Origin of the sequence: Pandoraea sp. NE5 (assembly GCF_024363545.1) — a bacterium.
Classification (GTDB): Bacteria; Pseudomonadota; Gammaproteobacteria; order Burkholderiales; family Burkholderiaceae; genus Pandoraea; species Pandoraea cepalis.
The window spans coordinates 1798689-1814443 of sequence record NZ_AP025517.1; the positions used below are offsets into that span (position 1 = coordinate 1798689).

The 15755-nt window shown below is 60.0% G+C and carries 16 protein-coding genes and 1 tRNA gene; 6 read left to right on the plus strand and 11 right to left on the minus strand.

Going from position 1 to position 15755, the window contains the following annotated elements:
• The first annotated feature begins 13 nt into the window (after positions 1–13).
• The 5 genes from soxX to pseH all read left to right on the plus strand — a co-directional run bounded on the left by soxX (position 14) and on the right by pseH (position 4259).
• Entirely contained in the window at positions 14–664 is a 651-nt protein-coding gene (gene soxX / locus PanNE5_RS08195) for a sulfur oxidation c-type cytochrome SoxX (RefSeq protein ID WP_017233573.1), read from the plus strand.
• Between the two features lie 300 nt (positions 665–964).
• Positions 965–1468: a TlpA family protein disulfide reductase gene (locus PanNE5_RS08200; protein ID WP_017233572.1), complete on the plus strand. Its 504-nt coding sequence runs from the start codon at positions 965–967 to the stop codon at positions 1466–1468.
• A gap of 304 nt (positions 1469–1772) precedes the next feature.
• The gene (gene soxB, locus PanNE5_RS08205; RefSeq protein WP_261939596.1) at positions 1773–3482 is read left to right on the plus strand and encodes a thiosulfohydrolase SoxB; all 1710 of its coding nucleotides are present in this window, start codon (positions 1773–1775) and stop codon (positions 3480–3482) included.
• A 124-nt stretch (positions 3483–3606) separates the two neighbouring features.
• A tRNA-Ala gene (locus tag PanNE5_RS08210) sits at positions 3607–3682 on the plus strand.
• A 37-nt stretch (positions 3683–3719) separates the two neighbouring features.
• Entirely contained in the window at positions 3720–4259 is a 540-nt protein-coding gene (pseH, locus tag PanNE5_RS08215) for a UDP-4-amino-4,6-dideoxy-N-acetyl-beta-L-altrosamine N-acetyltransferase (RefSeq protein WP_261939597.1), read from the plus strand.
• Here pseH and PanNE5_RS23030 read toward each other — a convergent pair.
• From PanNE5_RS23030 to PanNE5_RS08255, 9 genes are all read right to left on the minus strand, one after another.
• Complete coding sequence (locus PanNE5_RS23030) at positions 4206–4337, minus strand: hypothetical protein (protein WP_157211439.1); 132 nt, start codon at positions 4335–4337, stop codon at positions 4206–4208. The two genes, pseH and PanNE5_RS23030, sit on opposite strands and share 54 nt — an antisense overlap.
• On the minus strand, positions 4337–6214 hold the full coding sequence (locus tag PanNE5_RS08220; protein ID WP_232424601.1) for a polysaccharide biosynthesis protein: 1878 nt from the start codon (positions 6212–6214) through the stop codon (positions 4337–4339). Before PanNE5_RS08220 ends, PanNE5_RS23030 begins: the two co-directional genes overlap by 1 nt.
• A 175-nt stretch (positions 6215–6389) precedes the next feature.
• On the minus strand, positions 6390–6980 hold the full coding sequence (locus PanNE5_RS08225) for a sugar transferase (RefSeq protein WP_017233568.1): 591 nt from the start codon (positions 6978–6980) through the stop codon (positions 6390–6392).
• On the minus strand, positions 6980–8134 hold the full coding sequence (locus PanNE5_RS08230) for a DegT/DnrJ/EryC1/StrS family aminotransferase (protein WP_261939598.1): 1155 nt from the start codon (positions 8132–8134) through the stop codon (positions 6980–6982). The genes PanNE5_RS08225 and PanNE5_RS08230 overlap by 1 nt, the downstream gene beginning before the upstream one ends.
• Before the next feature lie 60 nt (positions 8135–8194).
• Entirely contained in the window at positions 8195–8857 is a 663-nt protein-coding gene (locus PanNE5_RS08235) for an acyltransferase (protein WP_017233566.1), read from the minus strand.
• Between the two features lie 9 nt (positions 8858–8866).
• Entirely contained in the window at positions 8867–10102 is a 1236-nt protein-coding gene (locus tag PanNE5_RS08240; RefSeq protein ID WP_261939599.1) for a glycosyltransferase family 4 protein, read from the minus strand.
• Positions 10099–11307, minus strand: a complete 1209-nt coding sequence (locus PanNE5_RS08245) for a hypothetical protein (RefSeq protein WP_261939600.1) — start codon at positions 11305–11307, stop codon at positions 10099–10101. The genes PanNE5_RS08240 and PanNE5_RS08245 overlap by 4 nt, the downstream gene beginning before the upstream one ends.
• Entirely contained in the window at positions 11304–11927 is a 624-nt protein-coding gene (locus PanNE5_RS08250) for an acyltransferase (RefSeq protein ID WP_026131873.1), read from the minus strand. The genes PanNE5_RS08245 and PanNE5_RS08250 overlap by 4 nt, the downstream gene beginning before the upstream one ends.
• 3 nt (positions 11928–11930) lie before the next feature.
• Complete coding sequence (locus PanNE5_RS08255) at positions 11931–12872, minus strand: lipopolysaccharide biosynthesis protein (protein WP_232424600.1); 942 nt, start codon at positions 12870–12872, stop codon at positions 11931–11933.
• Here PanNE5_RS08255 and PanNE5_RS08260 point away from each other — a divergent pair.
• Positions 12871–13164 (plus strand): hypothetical protein, encoded by a 294-nt coding sequence (locus PanNE5_RS08260; protein ID WP_232424599.1) that lies wholly within the window; start codon positions 12871–12873, stop codon positions 13162–13164. The two genes, PanNE5_RS08255 and PanNE5_RS08260, sit on opposite strands and share 2 nt — an antisense overlap.
• 83 nt (positions 13165–13247) lie before the next feature.
• Here PanNE5_RS08260 and PanNE5_RS08265 read toward each other — a convergent pair whose 3' ends face one another.
• Together PanNE5_RS08265 and PanNE5_RS08270 are read right to left on the minus strand one after the other, a co-directional pair.
• Entirely contained in the window at positions 13248–14183 is a 936-nt protein-coding gene (locus PanNE5_RS08265; protein WP_026131872.1) for a hypothetical protein, read from the minus strand.
• A gap of 52 nt (positions 14184–14235) precedes the next feature.
• Complete coding sequence (locus PanNE5_RS08270; protein ID WP_017233560.1) at positions 14236–15729, minus strand: hypothetical protein; 1494 nt, start codon at positions 15727–15729, stop codon at positions 14236–14238.
• Positions 15730–15755: the final 26 nt, after the last annotated feature.

Consider the following 15755-nt stretch of genomic DNA (forward strand, 5'->3'; position numbering starts at 1 on the left):
GCGAGGCACACCCATGAAATCATTCGCATTGCGCGCGACGGGCGTCGCGCTGGCAGCGGCCGGGGCACTCGTCGTCGGCACGGCCTTCGCGCAGGACGAGAGTCCGAAGCTGGTGAGCGGCACGACCGATGCGGCCGTTGTGCAGGAATTGCGCGATTCGTTCCGCGCCTCGGGCATCGCGCAGCTTGACCGCATCGATCAGAGCGAGCTGCAGAAGCTGTGCACGCAGTACGCGACCAAGCCGATGCCGGCGAAGGTGGCTGAACGGCTGCAAAAAGCCGAGCTGGCGAAGGTCAAGGCACCGGCCGACGGTCAATATCTTGGTGACTGGAAGGAAGGCGAGAAGGTTGCCCAGAACGGTCGAGGCCTGCAGTTCACCGACAAGGCCGATACCGTCAATGGCGGCAACTGTTACGCGTGCCACCAGTTGACCAAGAGTGAGATCTCGTTCGGCAACATCGGTCCGTCGTTGTATCACTACGGCAAGCTGCGCGGCGATTCGCCCGAAGTGGTCAAGTACACGTGGGCGAAGGTCTACGACTCGCATAGCTACGCGGCTTGCTCGAACATGCCGAGGTTTGGCGCGGCGGGCATTCTGACCGAGAAACAGTTGAAGGACGTCATGGCGTTGCTGCTCGACCCCGCGTCTCCCGTCAATCAATAAGCCACCGTCGTTCCGGCGGGCGACCCGAGATCGTTGATCGACGGTCGCCGCCGGTTTCCGGAGCGCTGCATGACATCCCTGGAATATACGAATCAAGTCGCTGATCGTCGCCGACCGTCGCGATGGCCGCGCTCGCGTGCGGACTGGCGAGGTGGGTGTGGGTTTGCGTCTGTTTCGGATTCACGTCTTGCGCGAATGACCGTCTGGCAGATGGGGGCGCACTCGATGCTGGGTTGGGTGGGTGCTGTTTTTGGGGCCTGCGGGGTACGTCGACCGAGCTACGTTGCACGACGAAGTGGCATGGGCGTGTTCGGGCGTTTGAAAGCGACGATCATTGCGGCGTTCGTCGTGGGAGCGATGACCCTTGGCGCACCGGCGCACGCGCTGGAGGTCGGCGACACGGTCACGCTGCCGTCGCTCACGCTGCTCGATGGCAAGACGCTGCCCGCGAGCGCGTTCAAGGACCGGACAGTCATCGTCGAGTACTGGGCGTCGTGGTGTCCGTTCTGTGCGCAGCAGAATCCGCATGTGCAGAAGCTTTACGAGGCCACCCGCGGCAAGCCGATCCAGATCGTCACGCTATCGATCGACAAGAAACCGCAGGAAGCCATCGACTACCTCAAGACGCATGGCTACACGTTTCCTGCGGGTATGGAAACGGACGCCTGGCGGGCGGTGCTGGGCAAGCGTCGCGGGCTGCCGGAGTTGTATGTGATTGGACGTAACGGCAAAGTGCTGCGCAAGGAAGTCGGCGAGATGTTCGGCGAGGACGTGGCGGCGCTGGCGGACTACGCGGGGAAGTGACCAGATGACCAAGTGACACGGTGACACGGTGACCAAGTGCCATCGGTGTTTCGGTGATTTGGCAACCCGATGAATCAGGGTTTGAATCAGAGATCCGGTGATTCGGTGAATCGACAACTCAGTGATTTGAAGACTCAGTGAATTGGCGGGACGAGACGGAAGATGATCGTTGCCGTATCACTGCGGGACGTTCGCTGCGGCATCGCGTCGATGGTGTACTGGCGCGGTACGAGCTGACGGGTACGGATGCATTAGCTAACGACAAAGCAGGCGCGCCGCACGACGTGTGCGTTACGGAGACGAAATGAATCGACGCGAGTTCATGCAGGTGTTGGCGGTGGCGGCGGCGGGCGGGATGGCGTTGTCGCACCAGGAGATGGCAGCGGCCAAGGCGGCAGACGTGTTCTACGATCTGCCGACGTTCGGCAATGTGCATCTGCTGCATTTCACCGACTGCCATGCGCAGTTGCTGCCGATGTATTTCCGGGAGCCGAGCGTCAATCTGGGGATTGGCGAGCAGGCGAACAAGCCGCCGCATCTGGTGGGCGAGGCGTTCTTGAAGGCATATGGCCTGCGTCCCGGCACGCCTGACGCGTATGCGTTCACGTACCTCGACTTTGCCGCGGCGGCGCGCACGTACGGCAAGGTCGGCGGGTTTGCGCACCTTGCGACGCTGGTCAAGCGCATGAAGGCGTCGCGCCCCGGCGCGCTGCTGCTGGACGGCGGCGACACATGGCAAGGGTCCGGCACGTCGATGTGGACGAAGGGCCAGGACATGGTCGACGCCACGCTGGCGCTTGGCGTCGACGTGATGACGGCGCACTGGGAATTTACGTACGGGGCGGATCGCGTGAAGTCCGTCGTCGAGGAGCAGCTCAAGGGCAAGATCGACTTCGTCGCCCAGAATGTACAGACGAACGATTTCGGCGACCCGGTCTTCGCGCCATACACGATCAAGACGATGAACGGGGTGCCGGTGGCGATCATCGGGCAGGCGTTCCCCTACACGCCGATTGCGAACCCGCGTTACTTCGTGCCGGACTGGACATTCGGCATTCAGGAGGAGCGTCTGCAGTCGATGGTCGACGAGGTGCGCGGCAAGGGGGCGCAGGTCGTGGTCTTGTTGTCGCACAACGGGATGGACGTCGATCTGAAGCTGGCGTCGCGCGTGCGGGGTATCGATGCGATTCTGGGCGGTCATACGCACGACGGGGTGCCGAAGCCTGTCACCGTGGAAAACGCTGGCGGCAAGACGCTTGTGACGAATGCCGGGTCGAACGGCAAGTTTCTGGCGGTGCTGGACTTCGACGTGAAGGGCGGCAAGCCGGCGGACTTCCGTTACAAGCTGCTGCCGGTGTTCTCCAATCTGCTCCCGGCCGACGCGCCGATGCAGGCGCTCATCGAGCGCGTGCGCGCACCATTTGCGTCGAAGCTGGCGGAACCGCTGGCGGTGACGGAAGGCGTGCTGTATCGGCGGGGGAACTTCAACGGGACGTTCGATCAGCTGCTGCTTGATGCGGTCATGGCGGAGAAAGATGCCGAGATTGGGTTTTCGCCGGGATTCCGTTGGGGGACGTCGCTGCTGCCGGGGCAAACGATCACGATGGAGCAGTTGCTTGATCAGACGGCGATCACGTATCCCTACACGACGCTGACACCGATGACCGGCGAGACGATCAAGACGGTGCTCGAGGATGTGGCCGACAACCTGTTCAACCCCGATCCGTACTACCAGCAGGGCGGAGACATGGTGCGCGTGGGCGGGATGGACTACACGATCGACCCGAAGGCACCGATGGGGCAGCGCATCACCGAAATGCGTCTGAACGGCAAATTGATCGAAGCGAGCAAGACGTACAAGGTCGCCGGATGGGCGCCGGTGGCGGAAGGGGTCCAGGGCGAGCCGGTATGGGATGTGGTGGCGCGGTATCTGCGCGCACAGAAGACGGTGGTGGCGAAAGCGCCGAAAGTGCCGTCCATCAAGGGGATGAAGGGGAATTTGGGGGCGAATTAAGGGGGCAGGGCGCTGCTGTAGAAGCGCGTATTCCGATGGAAATGTGGAAAATTTTCCAATTCCCGAGCAATTTGGTCGGTTCCTCGCCGCGCAGAGAAAAATCGCTATAATTGTGGCTTCGTGTGGGGCGGTAGCTCAGCTGGGAGAGCGTCGCGTTCGCAATGCGAAGGTCGGGAGTTCGATCCTCCTCCGCTCCACCAACGATTCTCTTTCTTGTCGGCGCCCGCCGGAATTCTCATGAGTACGTCTGAATCGCTCACCATTCGTCCGATGCGTTCGGCGGATCTCGGTGCCGTGCTCGCCTGGCGAAATCGTCCGGAAGTGCGCCACTGCATGTTCACCGATCACGAGATCAGCCTCGAAGAACACACGAAATGGTTCTCGAAAATGTCGAACGATGCGTCGCGCCGTCTACTGATAGTGGAGGACGGGGAGGTACCGCTAGGCTTCGTGAATTATTCGAACGTTACGCCCGGTGCGATTTCCGATTGGGGCTTCTATGCAGCAGCCGACGCGCCGCGCGGCTCCGGCAAGCGTTTAGGTGCGGTCGCGATTGCATTCGCTTTCGAGTCGCTCAAGTTGCACAAAATTTGTGGCCAGGCGCTTGACTTCAATGAAAAGTCCATTCGCATGCACTTGAGTCTGGGTTTCACCCGCGAAGGTGTGCTGCGCGACCAGCATCTCAAGAACGGGTTTTACCATGATCTGATTTGCTTCGGCCTGTTACGTAGCGAGTATCACATAGCCAATACCCCGCCTTATCGCTACGAAGCCTGAAGTCGGGGCGACCTGAGCGAAGCGTGCCTGGCGGCGGCTACCCGTAGTGCTTCCGCACGCCGCCAGCCACCTGCGAATTACTTGTCGTTGACGCGATGGACGGAAATTACCTTCGCCTGTCTCAGTTCAGTTGCTGTAGCCGCAGCCGCAGCCGTTGCGGCGGAAGGCGTAGTGAAGAGCAGGTCGCGAATTTCGCTGTCCGGACGGAAACCCGACACACATTGGCGCAGTACGTTGAGAATCGTCTGGTGATCACCACGCTCACATGCCGAACGGAGTCGACCGAGCGCAGCTTCGAGCTCGGGCAATGGCAGGAGGTGCTCGTTGGCCATCATGATCTTCGGATGCACCGTGCTCAGCACGTCGCCGCCGATCAGCAGCTCTTCATAGAGCTTTTCACCGGGACGCAGCCCCGAGAACGAAATCTCGATGTCGCCGTCGGGATTTTGTGCGTCGCGAACCGAGAAGCCGCTCAGGTGAACCATCCGGCGGGCGAGATCCACGATCTTGACCGGCTGCCCCATATCCAGGACGAACACTTCGCCATTTCCGCCCAATGCACCAGCGGAAATCACGAGCTGTGCAGCTTCGGGAATTGTCATGAAGTAGCGAATGATATCCGGGTGCGTCACCGTGACCGGGCCGCCGACATCGATCTGACGCCGGAACAGCGGTACGACCGAACCTGACGAGCCCAGCACATTACCGAACCGCACCATGCAGAATCGCGTACAACTCGTCTTGCTGTGCGCGAGTCCCTGTAACACCAACTCTGCAAAACGCTTGCTGGCGCCCATGACATTGGTCGGCCGCACAGCCTTGTCGGTTGAGATCAGAACGAAGGTTTCGACACCGGATGCAATGGCGGCTTTCGCCGTCTCCCAAGTGCCAAAGGTGTTGTTGAGCACTCCTTCAACGACATTCAGTTCAACCAGAGGCACATGCTTGTATGCCGCCGCATGGTAGACCGTCTGCACCTGATAGCGCGTCATGACTTCTCGTACCCGCTCGCCGTCACGTACGGAGCCGAGCGCAGGCAGGATCGGCACGTCAAGCCGGTGACGGCGCGCCATCTGCGAGAGTTCCTGCTCGATGGAGTACAGCGCGAATTCGGAGATCTCGTAAAGAATCAGGGACTTCGGCTTTTGCAGCAATATTTGACGGCATAGCTCCGAGCCGATCGACCCGCCGGCGCCACTGACCATCACGCTCTTGCCGCGGATGTTGGCACTGAGCAGTTGCTCACTGGGCGGAACGGTTTCGCGGCCGAGCAGTTCGTCGATGTCGATTTCGCGAATATCGGCCACATCGACCTCACCATTGACCAGATTGGCCATGCCGGGAATTGCGCGGACTTCGACTCGCAGCGATTCCAGCCCGTTGATGATTTCGAGGCGACGGCTACGGCTGGCCGAGGGCAAGGCGAGAAGCACCTGACGGACGTTGAATCGCGAAATAACGCGAGGCAGTTCTTTGGGAGAGTATACGTGCAGGCCCATCATGACGAGCCCCTGAAGCTCGCGGTTGTCGTCGACGAACGCGACTGGACGATACTCTCGGCCGGTACGTAGTGCGCCGGCTAACTGACACCCGGCGCTACCAGCGCCGTAAATAATGACCCCGCGACGGGGGAAGATGTCTTCCTGTAGCAAGCGACGCAATGCCGCGCGGGCGAGGAAGCGGCTGCACCCGATGTAAAGAATGGCGATTAGCCAATAGATGAGCAATGCGCCGCGTGGTACCGGTGGTTGCGAGAGCAGCGATAACAACCCGGCCAACAACCACACCGAGATGGTGACGCCGAGCCCGATGGTGAGCATGGCTCGGCCTTCCATGTACCGAACGACGGCACGATACAATCCAAGACGAATGAAAATCGGGATCGCGGTTGCCGGAGGCAGCAGATAGACCCACCAAGCGTGGATTTGCGGCAGCGACCAGACATCGAGGCGCAAACCGATGGCCGTCCAGAAGGACAGCGGAAGAAGAATGGCATCTGCCGATAGCACTACGGCGCTCTTCGTCGAGCGCGGCCATTGGGTGATACGTCGCATCGTTACACTCTCTTGAACCCGGTGGTTTTGTGGTTATTGTAGCCGGGGCAAATGCGCAACCGGACGCTGTTGCCTTTCACCCGAAAACGGCAGCGAAAGTCCGGAAAATAATGCGTAAGTCCAGCATAAAAGAGCGATTTCGCACATATTTGACGCAAAACGCCAGTTTCGCGGGCATGACTTCTTCGATGTAGGTTCGCTCGGCATCGTCACTCTTCCCCAAGAGTGCGTTTTCGTCTCGATACTCGATCGACGCGAGATCCGTGATGCCCGGTCGAACACTCAGCACAATACGTTTGATGTCCTCCGGATAAAGTGCCACGTACTTAGGCACTTCCGGACGCGGCCCCACGAGACTCATGGTGCCGCGAAACACGTCGATCAATTGCGCCAGTTCGTCGAGCTTCAGCCGCCGCAGCAAAGCACCGCTGCGCGTGATGCGACGGTCGGCACCGATCGTAATCAGCGGGCCGTCGCTGGACAGGCGCATCGTCCGGAACTTGTGAATCAGAAACGGGCAGCCGTGAAGGCCCACGCGTTCCTGGCGGAAAAACACCGGTCCCGGCGACTCTCTCTTGATGGCGATGGCAATCACGAGGAACACGGGGGATAGCACGATCAGCCCCACCGCACTCGCGAGCACATCGAAGACGCGTTTAGCAAACATCAGCTCAGCGCGCCTCGTACAACGCTCACCACGCGCTCGACGTCTTCATCGGTCATCTTCGTGTACAGCGGCAGTGTGAGGGTGCGCGTATAGATGTCATGACTGACAGGGAACATTTCAGGCGAGAGACGGTACCGGTCACGCCAGTATGGTTGGAGGTGCAGCGGGATATAGTGCACGCTGCACCCGATGCCTTGCTTGAACAGATGCTCGATGAGCGCGTCGCGGTTCAACGGCGAAGCATCCGTCAGACGGACGACATAAAGGTGCCACGAGTGAACATCGCCCTTGGCCGCAAGCGGAGGAAGCACCATCGGCAGATCGGCGAATGCCTCGTTGTAACGGGTCGCGATCGCTTCGCGGCGTTCGTGGAACGCATGCGCTTTCTTCAATTGATGCAGGCCGATGGCTGAGGCCACGTCCGTCATGTTGTACTTGAAGCCCGGGGCCACGATCTCGTAGTACCAGCTCGGTGCGGTCGACGTGAAGCGGTCGAAAGCGTCTCGGCTAATGCCGTGCAAACGCATTATCTTCGCACGCTTGGCCACTTCCGGATGACGCGTAACGACCATGCCGCCTTCGCCGGTGGTAATGGTCTTGTTCGCGTAGAAACTGAACACGGTTGCGTCGGTATCCATCGCGCCGATCAGTTCGCCGTTGCTCGTGGCGGGCAGCGCATGAGCGGCATCGTCGACAACGCGCAGGTTGTGGTGCTTGGCAATCGCAATAATACGTTGCATGTCGGCGGCACGGCCACCGAAGTGCACGGGCAGGATTGCTTTGGTCGCCGGCGTGATCGCGCGCTCCATGCCATCGATATCAATGCAGAGCGTGTTCGGGTCGACGTCAACGAAGACGGGATCGGCGCCCAGGTAACGGATGACTTCCGCGGTCGCCGTAAACGTGTGCGTCGTGGTAATGACCTGATCGCCGGGACCGACGCCAACCGCCTCGAGCGCCAGATGCAGTCCGGCCGTTGCCGAGTTCACCGCAATGGCTTCCACGCCGCCGCCCAGGAAGGCAGCAAAATCCGCTTCGAATTGCTTGGTCTTGGGGCCGGTAGTGACCCAGCCGGAACGCAGCGTGTCCACGACTTCGGCGATTTCCGCCTCTCCGATTTCCGGCTGGGCGAAGGGAAGGAATTTGGCCGTCATGAGCGAAGTCCTTGTTTTGCGAGAAGGTGTCTGAGTGCCCGGATGACCGGGGGTCTTGTCTTAGTGACTTTGCGTGGGTGCTGCGTTGGCCGTATCGGTCGTACCAGCCTTCAACTCTGCCAATCGCGCCGAATCGAAGAATGTGGCGTCGACGGCGCCGCTGCGCACGAATTCAGCGTCGTATTTGTCCGTCGTGCCGATGATGCGGCCAGGATTGCCGACGACAACCGAATGATCCGGAATATGTCCACGGATCAGGCTGCCGGCGCCGATGACACAACCCTTGCCAATCTGCGTTCCGGGCAAGATGATCGCGCCGCTCCCGACGAATGTAAAGTCGCCGATCACTACAGGCGATTTGATGAATCCCAGCCGTTGCGGCGTCGGCGTCGTGATGAATTGCTTGCCCAGAAGGCGCACCGACACGTGACTGCTGTGCGAGAGCACGGCGTTGAGCGAACTGATCTGTACGCCTTCGCCGATCTCCACCCCACCGCTCGCGTCGATCAGGCAGTGCGGGCCGACCCAGCAGTGATCGCCGATCTTGAGATTTGCGGCGTCCAGAATCTTGGCATTCGAGCTCACGCGCGTGAAACGCAGAAATCGCCCATCTTTGCGCGATACATAGCCGTAGACCATGAACGGCCGAGAAACCGCGCCGAGCACGTTCAGCACCAGCGAGATCAGATAGCCGAGCGGTGAGAGGTAGAGTTTGCGGAACATGGTTGGAACCTATTTCAGACCTTCGGCGAAGCGTACGAACGCGTCGTGCTGGAGGTACTGGTCGAAGCGCGGGCCGAGTCTAGCGGCATTCGCTTTGCAGCGCGCCAGACGCTCGGAGTCCGAGGCCAGTGTGGCGATTGCCTTTGCGAGCGAATCGCCGTCGCCGGGCGTGTACTGCATGCCGAGTTCGTGATCCGCAATCAGACGTTTGATTTCGCGGTCGAGCGAGTTTATTGTGGCGACGCCGGCGGCCAGGTAGTCGTAGAACTTGATTGGCATAGAGACCGTCGAGTGCGCCAGATACGTGCTCAGGCCGATGTCGCAATACTTGTACAAAAGGTTGAGATCGTTGGGGTCAAGACGTCCCAGATAGACGACATTGGTGCCTGTCTTGGCACCCGCGGCTTCGAGCAGCGGGCGTTGCGGGCCGTCACCCGCGAACAGGAACTTGACGGGCTTGCCCGCCAGTCGCGGCGATTCGGCCGCGGCCAGAATCGACGCCATATCGTACCCGGCACCCAGCGTGCCCGCGTAGATCACCCAGACTTCGCCCGGTGCTTTCGGCGGCAGTCCGAGTTTCTCGTGGACTTCACCGTTTTCGCGCTGCATCGCTTCGCGCATCATCGCGACATCGACACCCCAGTATGAAACGTCAGACGGCATCGATGGCGCTGCACGATGACCGACGAGGCGGTAGTCCTCGGAAACGCCGACGATCCCGTCGCATGCCTTTAGGATCGATGCGCGCCGACGGTAGAGCGGTGCTAGCAGGAGGCGCTCGAGCGGTCGCACGGCCTTCGGCAGAATCATCGCGAAGACTTCCGGCCAGATGTCGATGATGTCGGCGACGAGCTTGGCACCGAACTGCTTTGCCATCTTGACGATGGGCTTGCCATAAAAGACCGACGGCTCGGCGAGCACTACGATGTCGGGCTTGTTTTCCGGAGTTTGTGCGGCGATCTTGGCGACGTTGCATGCGAACGTGCGCTCGCTGCGAATTCTGTCGACAGACACATGGCTGCGGTAGGTGGTCGTCGGCACAATGCGGACTTTTACACCGGAGTCGAGCGCTCGCTCGCTATAACCTTCGCAGCGGAACTTCTTGGAGCGGTGTTCGAAGTTCGAAATCCACCAAGTGACTTCGTGCCCTGCACGGGCAAACGCGTCCGCCAGCATTGCGCTGCGATACTCGCGCCATGCTTCTCCGGGAAGGCTACCGTAGGGATTGACGATCCAGACTTTCATGTTGCTTCTGCTGAGTTGACTTCGGCGAGCGATGGGCTGCGGGCGAGACCGATCACGATCATCAGAAAGATGAACATCATCGGGAAATAATCCAGGATTCGGTTCACGAAGAAGTTGATCATGAAGATGACCAACGCGTTACGCAAGAACTGGAGTTGGGGTGTTTGCAGTACTCGGGCGGAGCCCGCACGCAGATAGATCCGCAAATTCACGAAGACGAACAATACGCTCAGCGGAATACCGAACGACGCCAGGTAGCTGACGTATTGACTGTCCGCGGGCAGATATGCCGTGGAGTCGATGTGACCCCAGAGCATCGTCCTGGGATTATCGATGTAGCCCAGCACGAGATTGATGTGATCGGCAATCCGGCCGCCCGTGATGCCAGCGGTCACCTCATAATCGACCAGTCCGACGAAATTGAGCACGGCGAGGATCTTGTGTACCAGGAACGATGGCGCCCCCGACGCCTCTGCGCGCATTATCAGCCATGAGGCAACGACGATTGTCGGGATAAAGGCGAGCAGGATGAAGAACAGCCGGCGGTTGCGTGCCTCGACCAGAAGCACGATGGCGCCAATCGTGAGCAGCGAAAACACTGAGTTCGTCGCCACGGCGCCAAGTGCCAGAATGGCCTTCTGCGGCAACTCGAAACGCGCCTGGGTGCTGAACGTATCCACATACAGATAGGACACGCAGCACAGCAGCCCGAACGAACTCGGGTTGCCCACGCCGCCGGAGACGGCTCCCCCCGTCCAGAGATCGATGCCGACTGCGCGCAGCGCAAACCCCAGCACACACTGCACGAGAATGATGTTCTTGACGAGACGGAACGTATCATTAAGCCCCGTTTCCGTCATGCGCGCCGAGAATAAGACCGGCAGGAAAATGAGTGTATTGAGGAACAGCGCGGTCGGATTCTCCAATCCCATCGCGATTGCCCCAATGTAGCTCAGACCGCACATCGCGAAGAGAGGGACGTACAGAATGTCATCGCGGTAGCGCGTTGAAATCCGGAACGGCAGCAGGCTGACCAGAAACACGGCGAAGACCGCATACTTGGCCAGCGCGATGTATGGCGGTAACTGCGTCACTTCGCCATCTTTGAAGTCGGTCAGGTAATAAAGGTAGTAAATCGAGAAAATCCCGGTGACCGCACCGGTGCGAATCAGGTCAGCCAGCCGTCTGAGCAATGCTGTGTTCATGCGCCCCTCTTTGCCTTGACAACGGCCGGCGAACCGACCGCGATGGAATACGGGGGCAGCGACTTCGTGACGACCGAGTTGGCACCGATGACACAGCCGGTGCCGATGGTGACGCCGGGCATGATGGCGACGTTCACGCCGATCCAGCAATCGTCGCCGATCGTGACAGGCTTGTCCTCGAAGCCGGCGGGACGCTGGTCGGGGGCTAGGGCTGCGTAACGAGCTTCCTGTTCGCGAATGGGCAACTCGGGCCAGGCAGAAAATATGTGCGAGCCGGAGGAAATGAAGACGTTCGGCGCGAAGAGGCACCCGCGTCCGATCGAGACGGTGCCGTTGAACGAACCGCGGCGTTGAATGGTCGTGCCTTCGCCAATGTCGACACGCGTCGTCGATTCGATTTCGATGCCATGGGACAACCATACGCCGACCCCGGCCGAGAATTGCCCACCGTCCGGCAGGTTGATCAGCACTTCGCGGGCGATCCGAGTGCCGCGCGCAAATCGTACTTGCGACAGGCTGGCGCGTACGAATGCCCGCGGATGGATGCGCACCCCGAGTGGCAAATGACGAAGGGTGACCCACCATCGCCAAAGGAACGTCAGTTTGAATAATCTCGACATAAGTTATTTTTGTGCGAGCCGTGTGGCACCGAATCCGAACACGAAGGAAAGGCCGGATAGCGAGAGCGGCAAAATCGAAAGCCGCATCAGCATCGGAATGCCGGGGAGCAACCACGCGGTCACCGAGATTAGCGCCGTAATGGCAAGCACCGCTGCCTGGCACAGGAACAGTACACGGGTCTTGCCCGCGATCACGAAAAAGTTACTCCAAAAATCCGAGGATCTGAACGCGGCGGCAGCGAGGAACAATGGCAGATAAGCGGTAACGCTCGCGTACCGGGAGAAGTAGGTCGAAATGCCCCACTTGAGAATCCAGTAGCCGGGGATGGCGAGCACTGCCAGCACCGCGAAAAACGCGACGGAAATTTGGCGCGTTCGACGCGCCACGGCTTGAGGGCCGTCATGATACAGCTGAGCCGCGAGACTGGGGAACAGATTGGCGTTGATCGTCGTTTGCAGCGTCGAAGCCATAGCCAGGAGCGTCCATATGAATGCGAACGCCGCAAAGTCATGCTTGTCGAGCAGCGAGGACGCTGTCCAGCGATCGGCATTCTGGACAAGGAACGCCAGTAAAGTCGTGGTGAACAGCGCGGCTGCCGTGCGCCATTCCACTTTCGGCAGATGCCGAATTGCCAGCCGGCAAAGTCCGAGCACCGGCCGGCCATATCGGGTACTGGCACGCACGGCCGCTACCACGACCATCAACAGCGTCGCACAGATCTCCGCCATCAGAATGGCTTCCGCCCGGTCGGTCCACCAGGCCGCCAGAATACCCGCCACCGAGACGGCGATGCTTCGCAGAAACAGGGTGCCGGAGAATTCCGTCTGCAACAGGCGGCTCTTGCTTTCCGTCGAGACGATGCCGAACAATTGATTGCTCAACCCGTGGATCGTGGCCAGCGCCAGCAACCCGCCGCCTGCGCTTGCGAGCGTGATGCCGGTCATGCCCATCAACAACATCGGTATCGCGCAGGCGACGGTCGCGATCGTGACCTCGATCATCATTATCATGCCGCGCGTGACGCGTCCGGACGCGAACAACTGCGGCAGGTCGCGTTGCATGAGCAGGAAGAAGCCAAACGCGCTGATCATCGTCAGCGATGCGGAAATCAGGATGCCGACGCTCAGCGTACCGAACTCACCGATCGGCAGGGTTTTCGCATACGCAAGCATGCGCGCCATCATCACGACGGCGGCACACCCGTTCAGGAAAATGGTGCCAAAGTTGCGTTTGTAGCTCATCAGGCACCATGACCGACGAAAATGCGGACGCCTGTGATGCACCCGCAGAGATAAAACGTTGATACGAACATCATCACGTTAGACGATCAGATGCAGATCACTTTCGTCACGGTTGTCATGCATGACACCGTAGTCGAATAACGCAAATTGCAGTTGAAGTAGCAGGCGAGCCTGACGCACTGGCGTGCGACCCTTGTGGATGCATAGCGTATTTTCAGCGAAGCCGGTGCCGGCCGGGCCACAGATTTCCCGGATATCGTCCGGGGCATAGGCGCTATCGATTTCTTCGTCGGCGTAACGGCGAACCTTGATCGCATCAAAACGCTGCAAGGTTGGCGGACGATGATGGGAGCCCGCGACGGCCACGTGAGCGCCGTCACCCGGCAGGACATCGGTCAGGTAGAAGAAGAACTTGAAGAACCGGAAGCAATCGACGTCGCGATGGTAGAGGTGGGCGTGCTTGAAACGATCCTCTTCGCGCGCCTTTACGGCATACGTCCACCACAGGTTGGCGCCGACGAACGACGGCACCGAACCGATGTAGCGAGCGGCGATCCATTCGATCAACGGATCGTGTCGAAGCTTGTCGATGGTTGGACAGTTGCGTTGCGTATTGAAGTACTGTGCCAGCAAAATCGGCTTGCCGAGCACCTTTTCTGCAGCCTCGCGTTGATCAGGGCGAAATCCGTACGCCGGCTCGCGATCGGCATAGCAATTGGCCTGAGCGGCGTACGCCTTGATTTCCTCGACCATGTGAACGGGAATCTTGAGACCGAAGGCCAGTCCGTCGGTCTCAAGCGTCTGGACGAATTCCGGACCGCTCACACCGGCGAAGACGCTCTTGTGCATGCGTGCTTCGCATTCTGCGAGAAACTGCTGGAGGCGGGCGTTCTGCAACAGGCTGCGTGAACGGCTGACAGCATTACGCGCGAGACGGAACCGGGCCGGCACGCGCATGAGCGTGTAGCCAGGTTGCGTCATCAGACTGCGCGTCAAATTTCGAACACGGCTCATGTTGGCAAACTCCCCAGAGATAACTTGAATGAACGTAACGGGCTGACACGTTCTAACGGTCGCCGATCGGCATGCGATCGCGAACCTCGTCGATCCAGCGAAATACGCCACGACGATTGACGGGATGATAATTTGTCGGGATCGGACGCTGAGCTTCGCGGAGTTCGGCCCAGTTGCGCGCGGTCAACAACGCGAGCACACGATCTTCACCGACAGTGTCGTTGGCGACAACGTCGTCGTCAGCGCTCACGCGACGATTTTGAATGAGGCGTTCGAGCCGTTCACCGTCGACGTTCGGATCGTAAAGGTAATGCGTGGTCGTTTTCGCGCGAACGGCGGAGACGTACTGGTTAAAACGAAAGTTGAACGCATACGCAAAGCGCAGTACTTTACGGGCGATTTCGTCTGGCGACTGCTTTCCGATTTGCGCCAGATTCGGAGCGTCGTCCGGACCGTAGTACTGAATCTGGAACCCGGCGCGCTGATAGATCGAGGTGCCGAGCGCGATGATCTGTTTGCCTAGGGCGCCGCCTTCGAAGGCGGCGCTACCGCCATTCACGACGATGGCATCGGTTTGCGCGATCAATCCAAGCGTGCTGGTGCGGTCTTTGCTGCCGATGACGTGCACGCCGCGTCTCTGCGCCCATTCTGTGTACATGCGCTCAGCCAGTCCGCCGTCGCGCAGGCCGATAGTCTCCCCCCAGTTCGGGTGGCAGCGCAGGATACAACTGGCCGGGTTCACCTCGAGTTGCGTTAGCAGGCTGTCGAGCGCCGCAATCTGATTCGGCCACTGTGTCTTCCAGTCAGGATGGCCGTCAAACTCGTTCAGGCTGCTGGGCGTGATCAACAGTCGCATGCCATTGCTGGCGGCGGGCCATTCCCGATCTTCTGCGTTGCGGTTGTAGGCGCGCCATTCGAGCGTATTGTCTCGCAGGAATCGGCCGGCCAGCAGACTGGCCACGACGCGCGCCTGCTGCTCGGTGAGTGGCTTGTTGCTGTACTCCGCGACGACTTTGCCCACGGCATCGAGACCCAGGCAGTTCTGGTCGGGAATCAGGAGGAGTCCGTCGCCGAACCATGTTCGTTCGACGGAAATGAACGGAATGCCCTTGGCGCGCGCAGCTTCCATCAGGCCACGCGGACCTTCCATACGGCCATTGAAGCAGACGATTGCGTCGAGATTGCGCGATTCGATCCAACGTGTGGCCGCTGCGAATGCCTCCGCCGCGCCGATGGTCAGGCGTGCGTGCAACTGCTTGAACGTGTCGGTCAGCTTATCTTCAGGACTTTCCGTGCGCAGGATGGTGCAAGCGCCGGAGAAACCCCAGCGCTTTGCGCCCTCGGCGACGGCGGCTGCGCCGACGGGATTTCGGAGGTTGCGCATCGAGTCGACCGACTTGCCCGTAAACGAGCGAATACCGCCCAGCGTGCATTTGAAGCACTCTCGCAAGCCCTGGTCCTGATCGCGCAGCGCTCGCGTGTAGCAGTGCGTGAGCGCGCCGTCGCAGCTCAGGTAGGAGACGTCGTGCCCGCGCCCACGCATCATTTCACCTAACCAGTAGATGTGTTCGA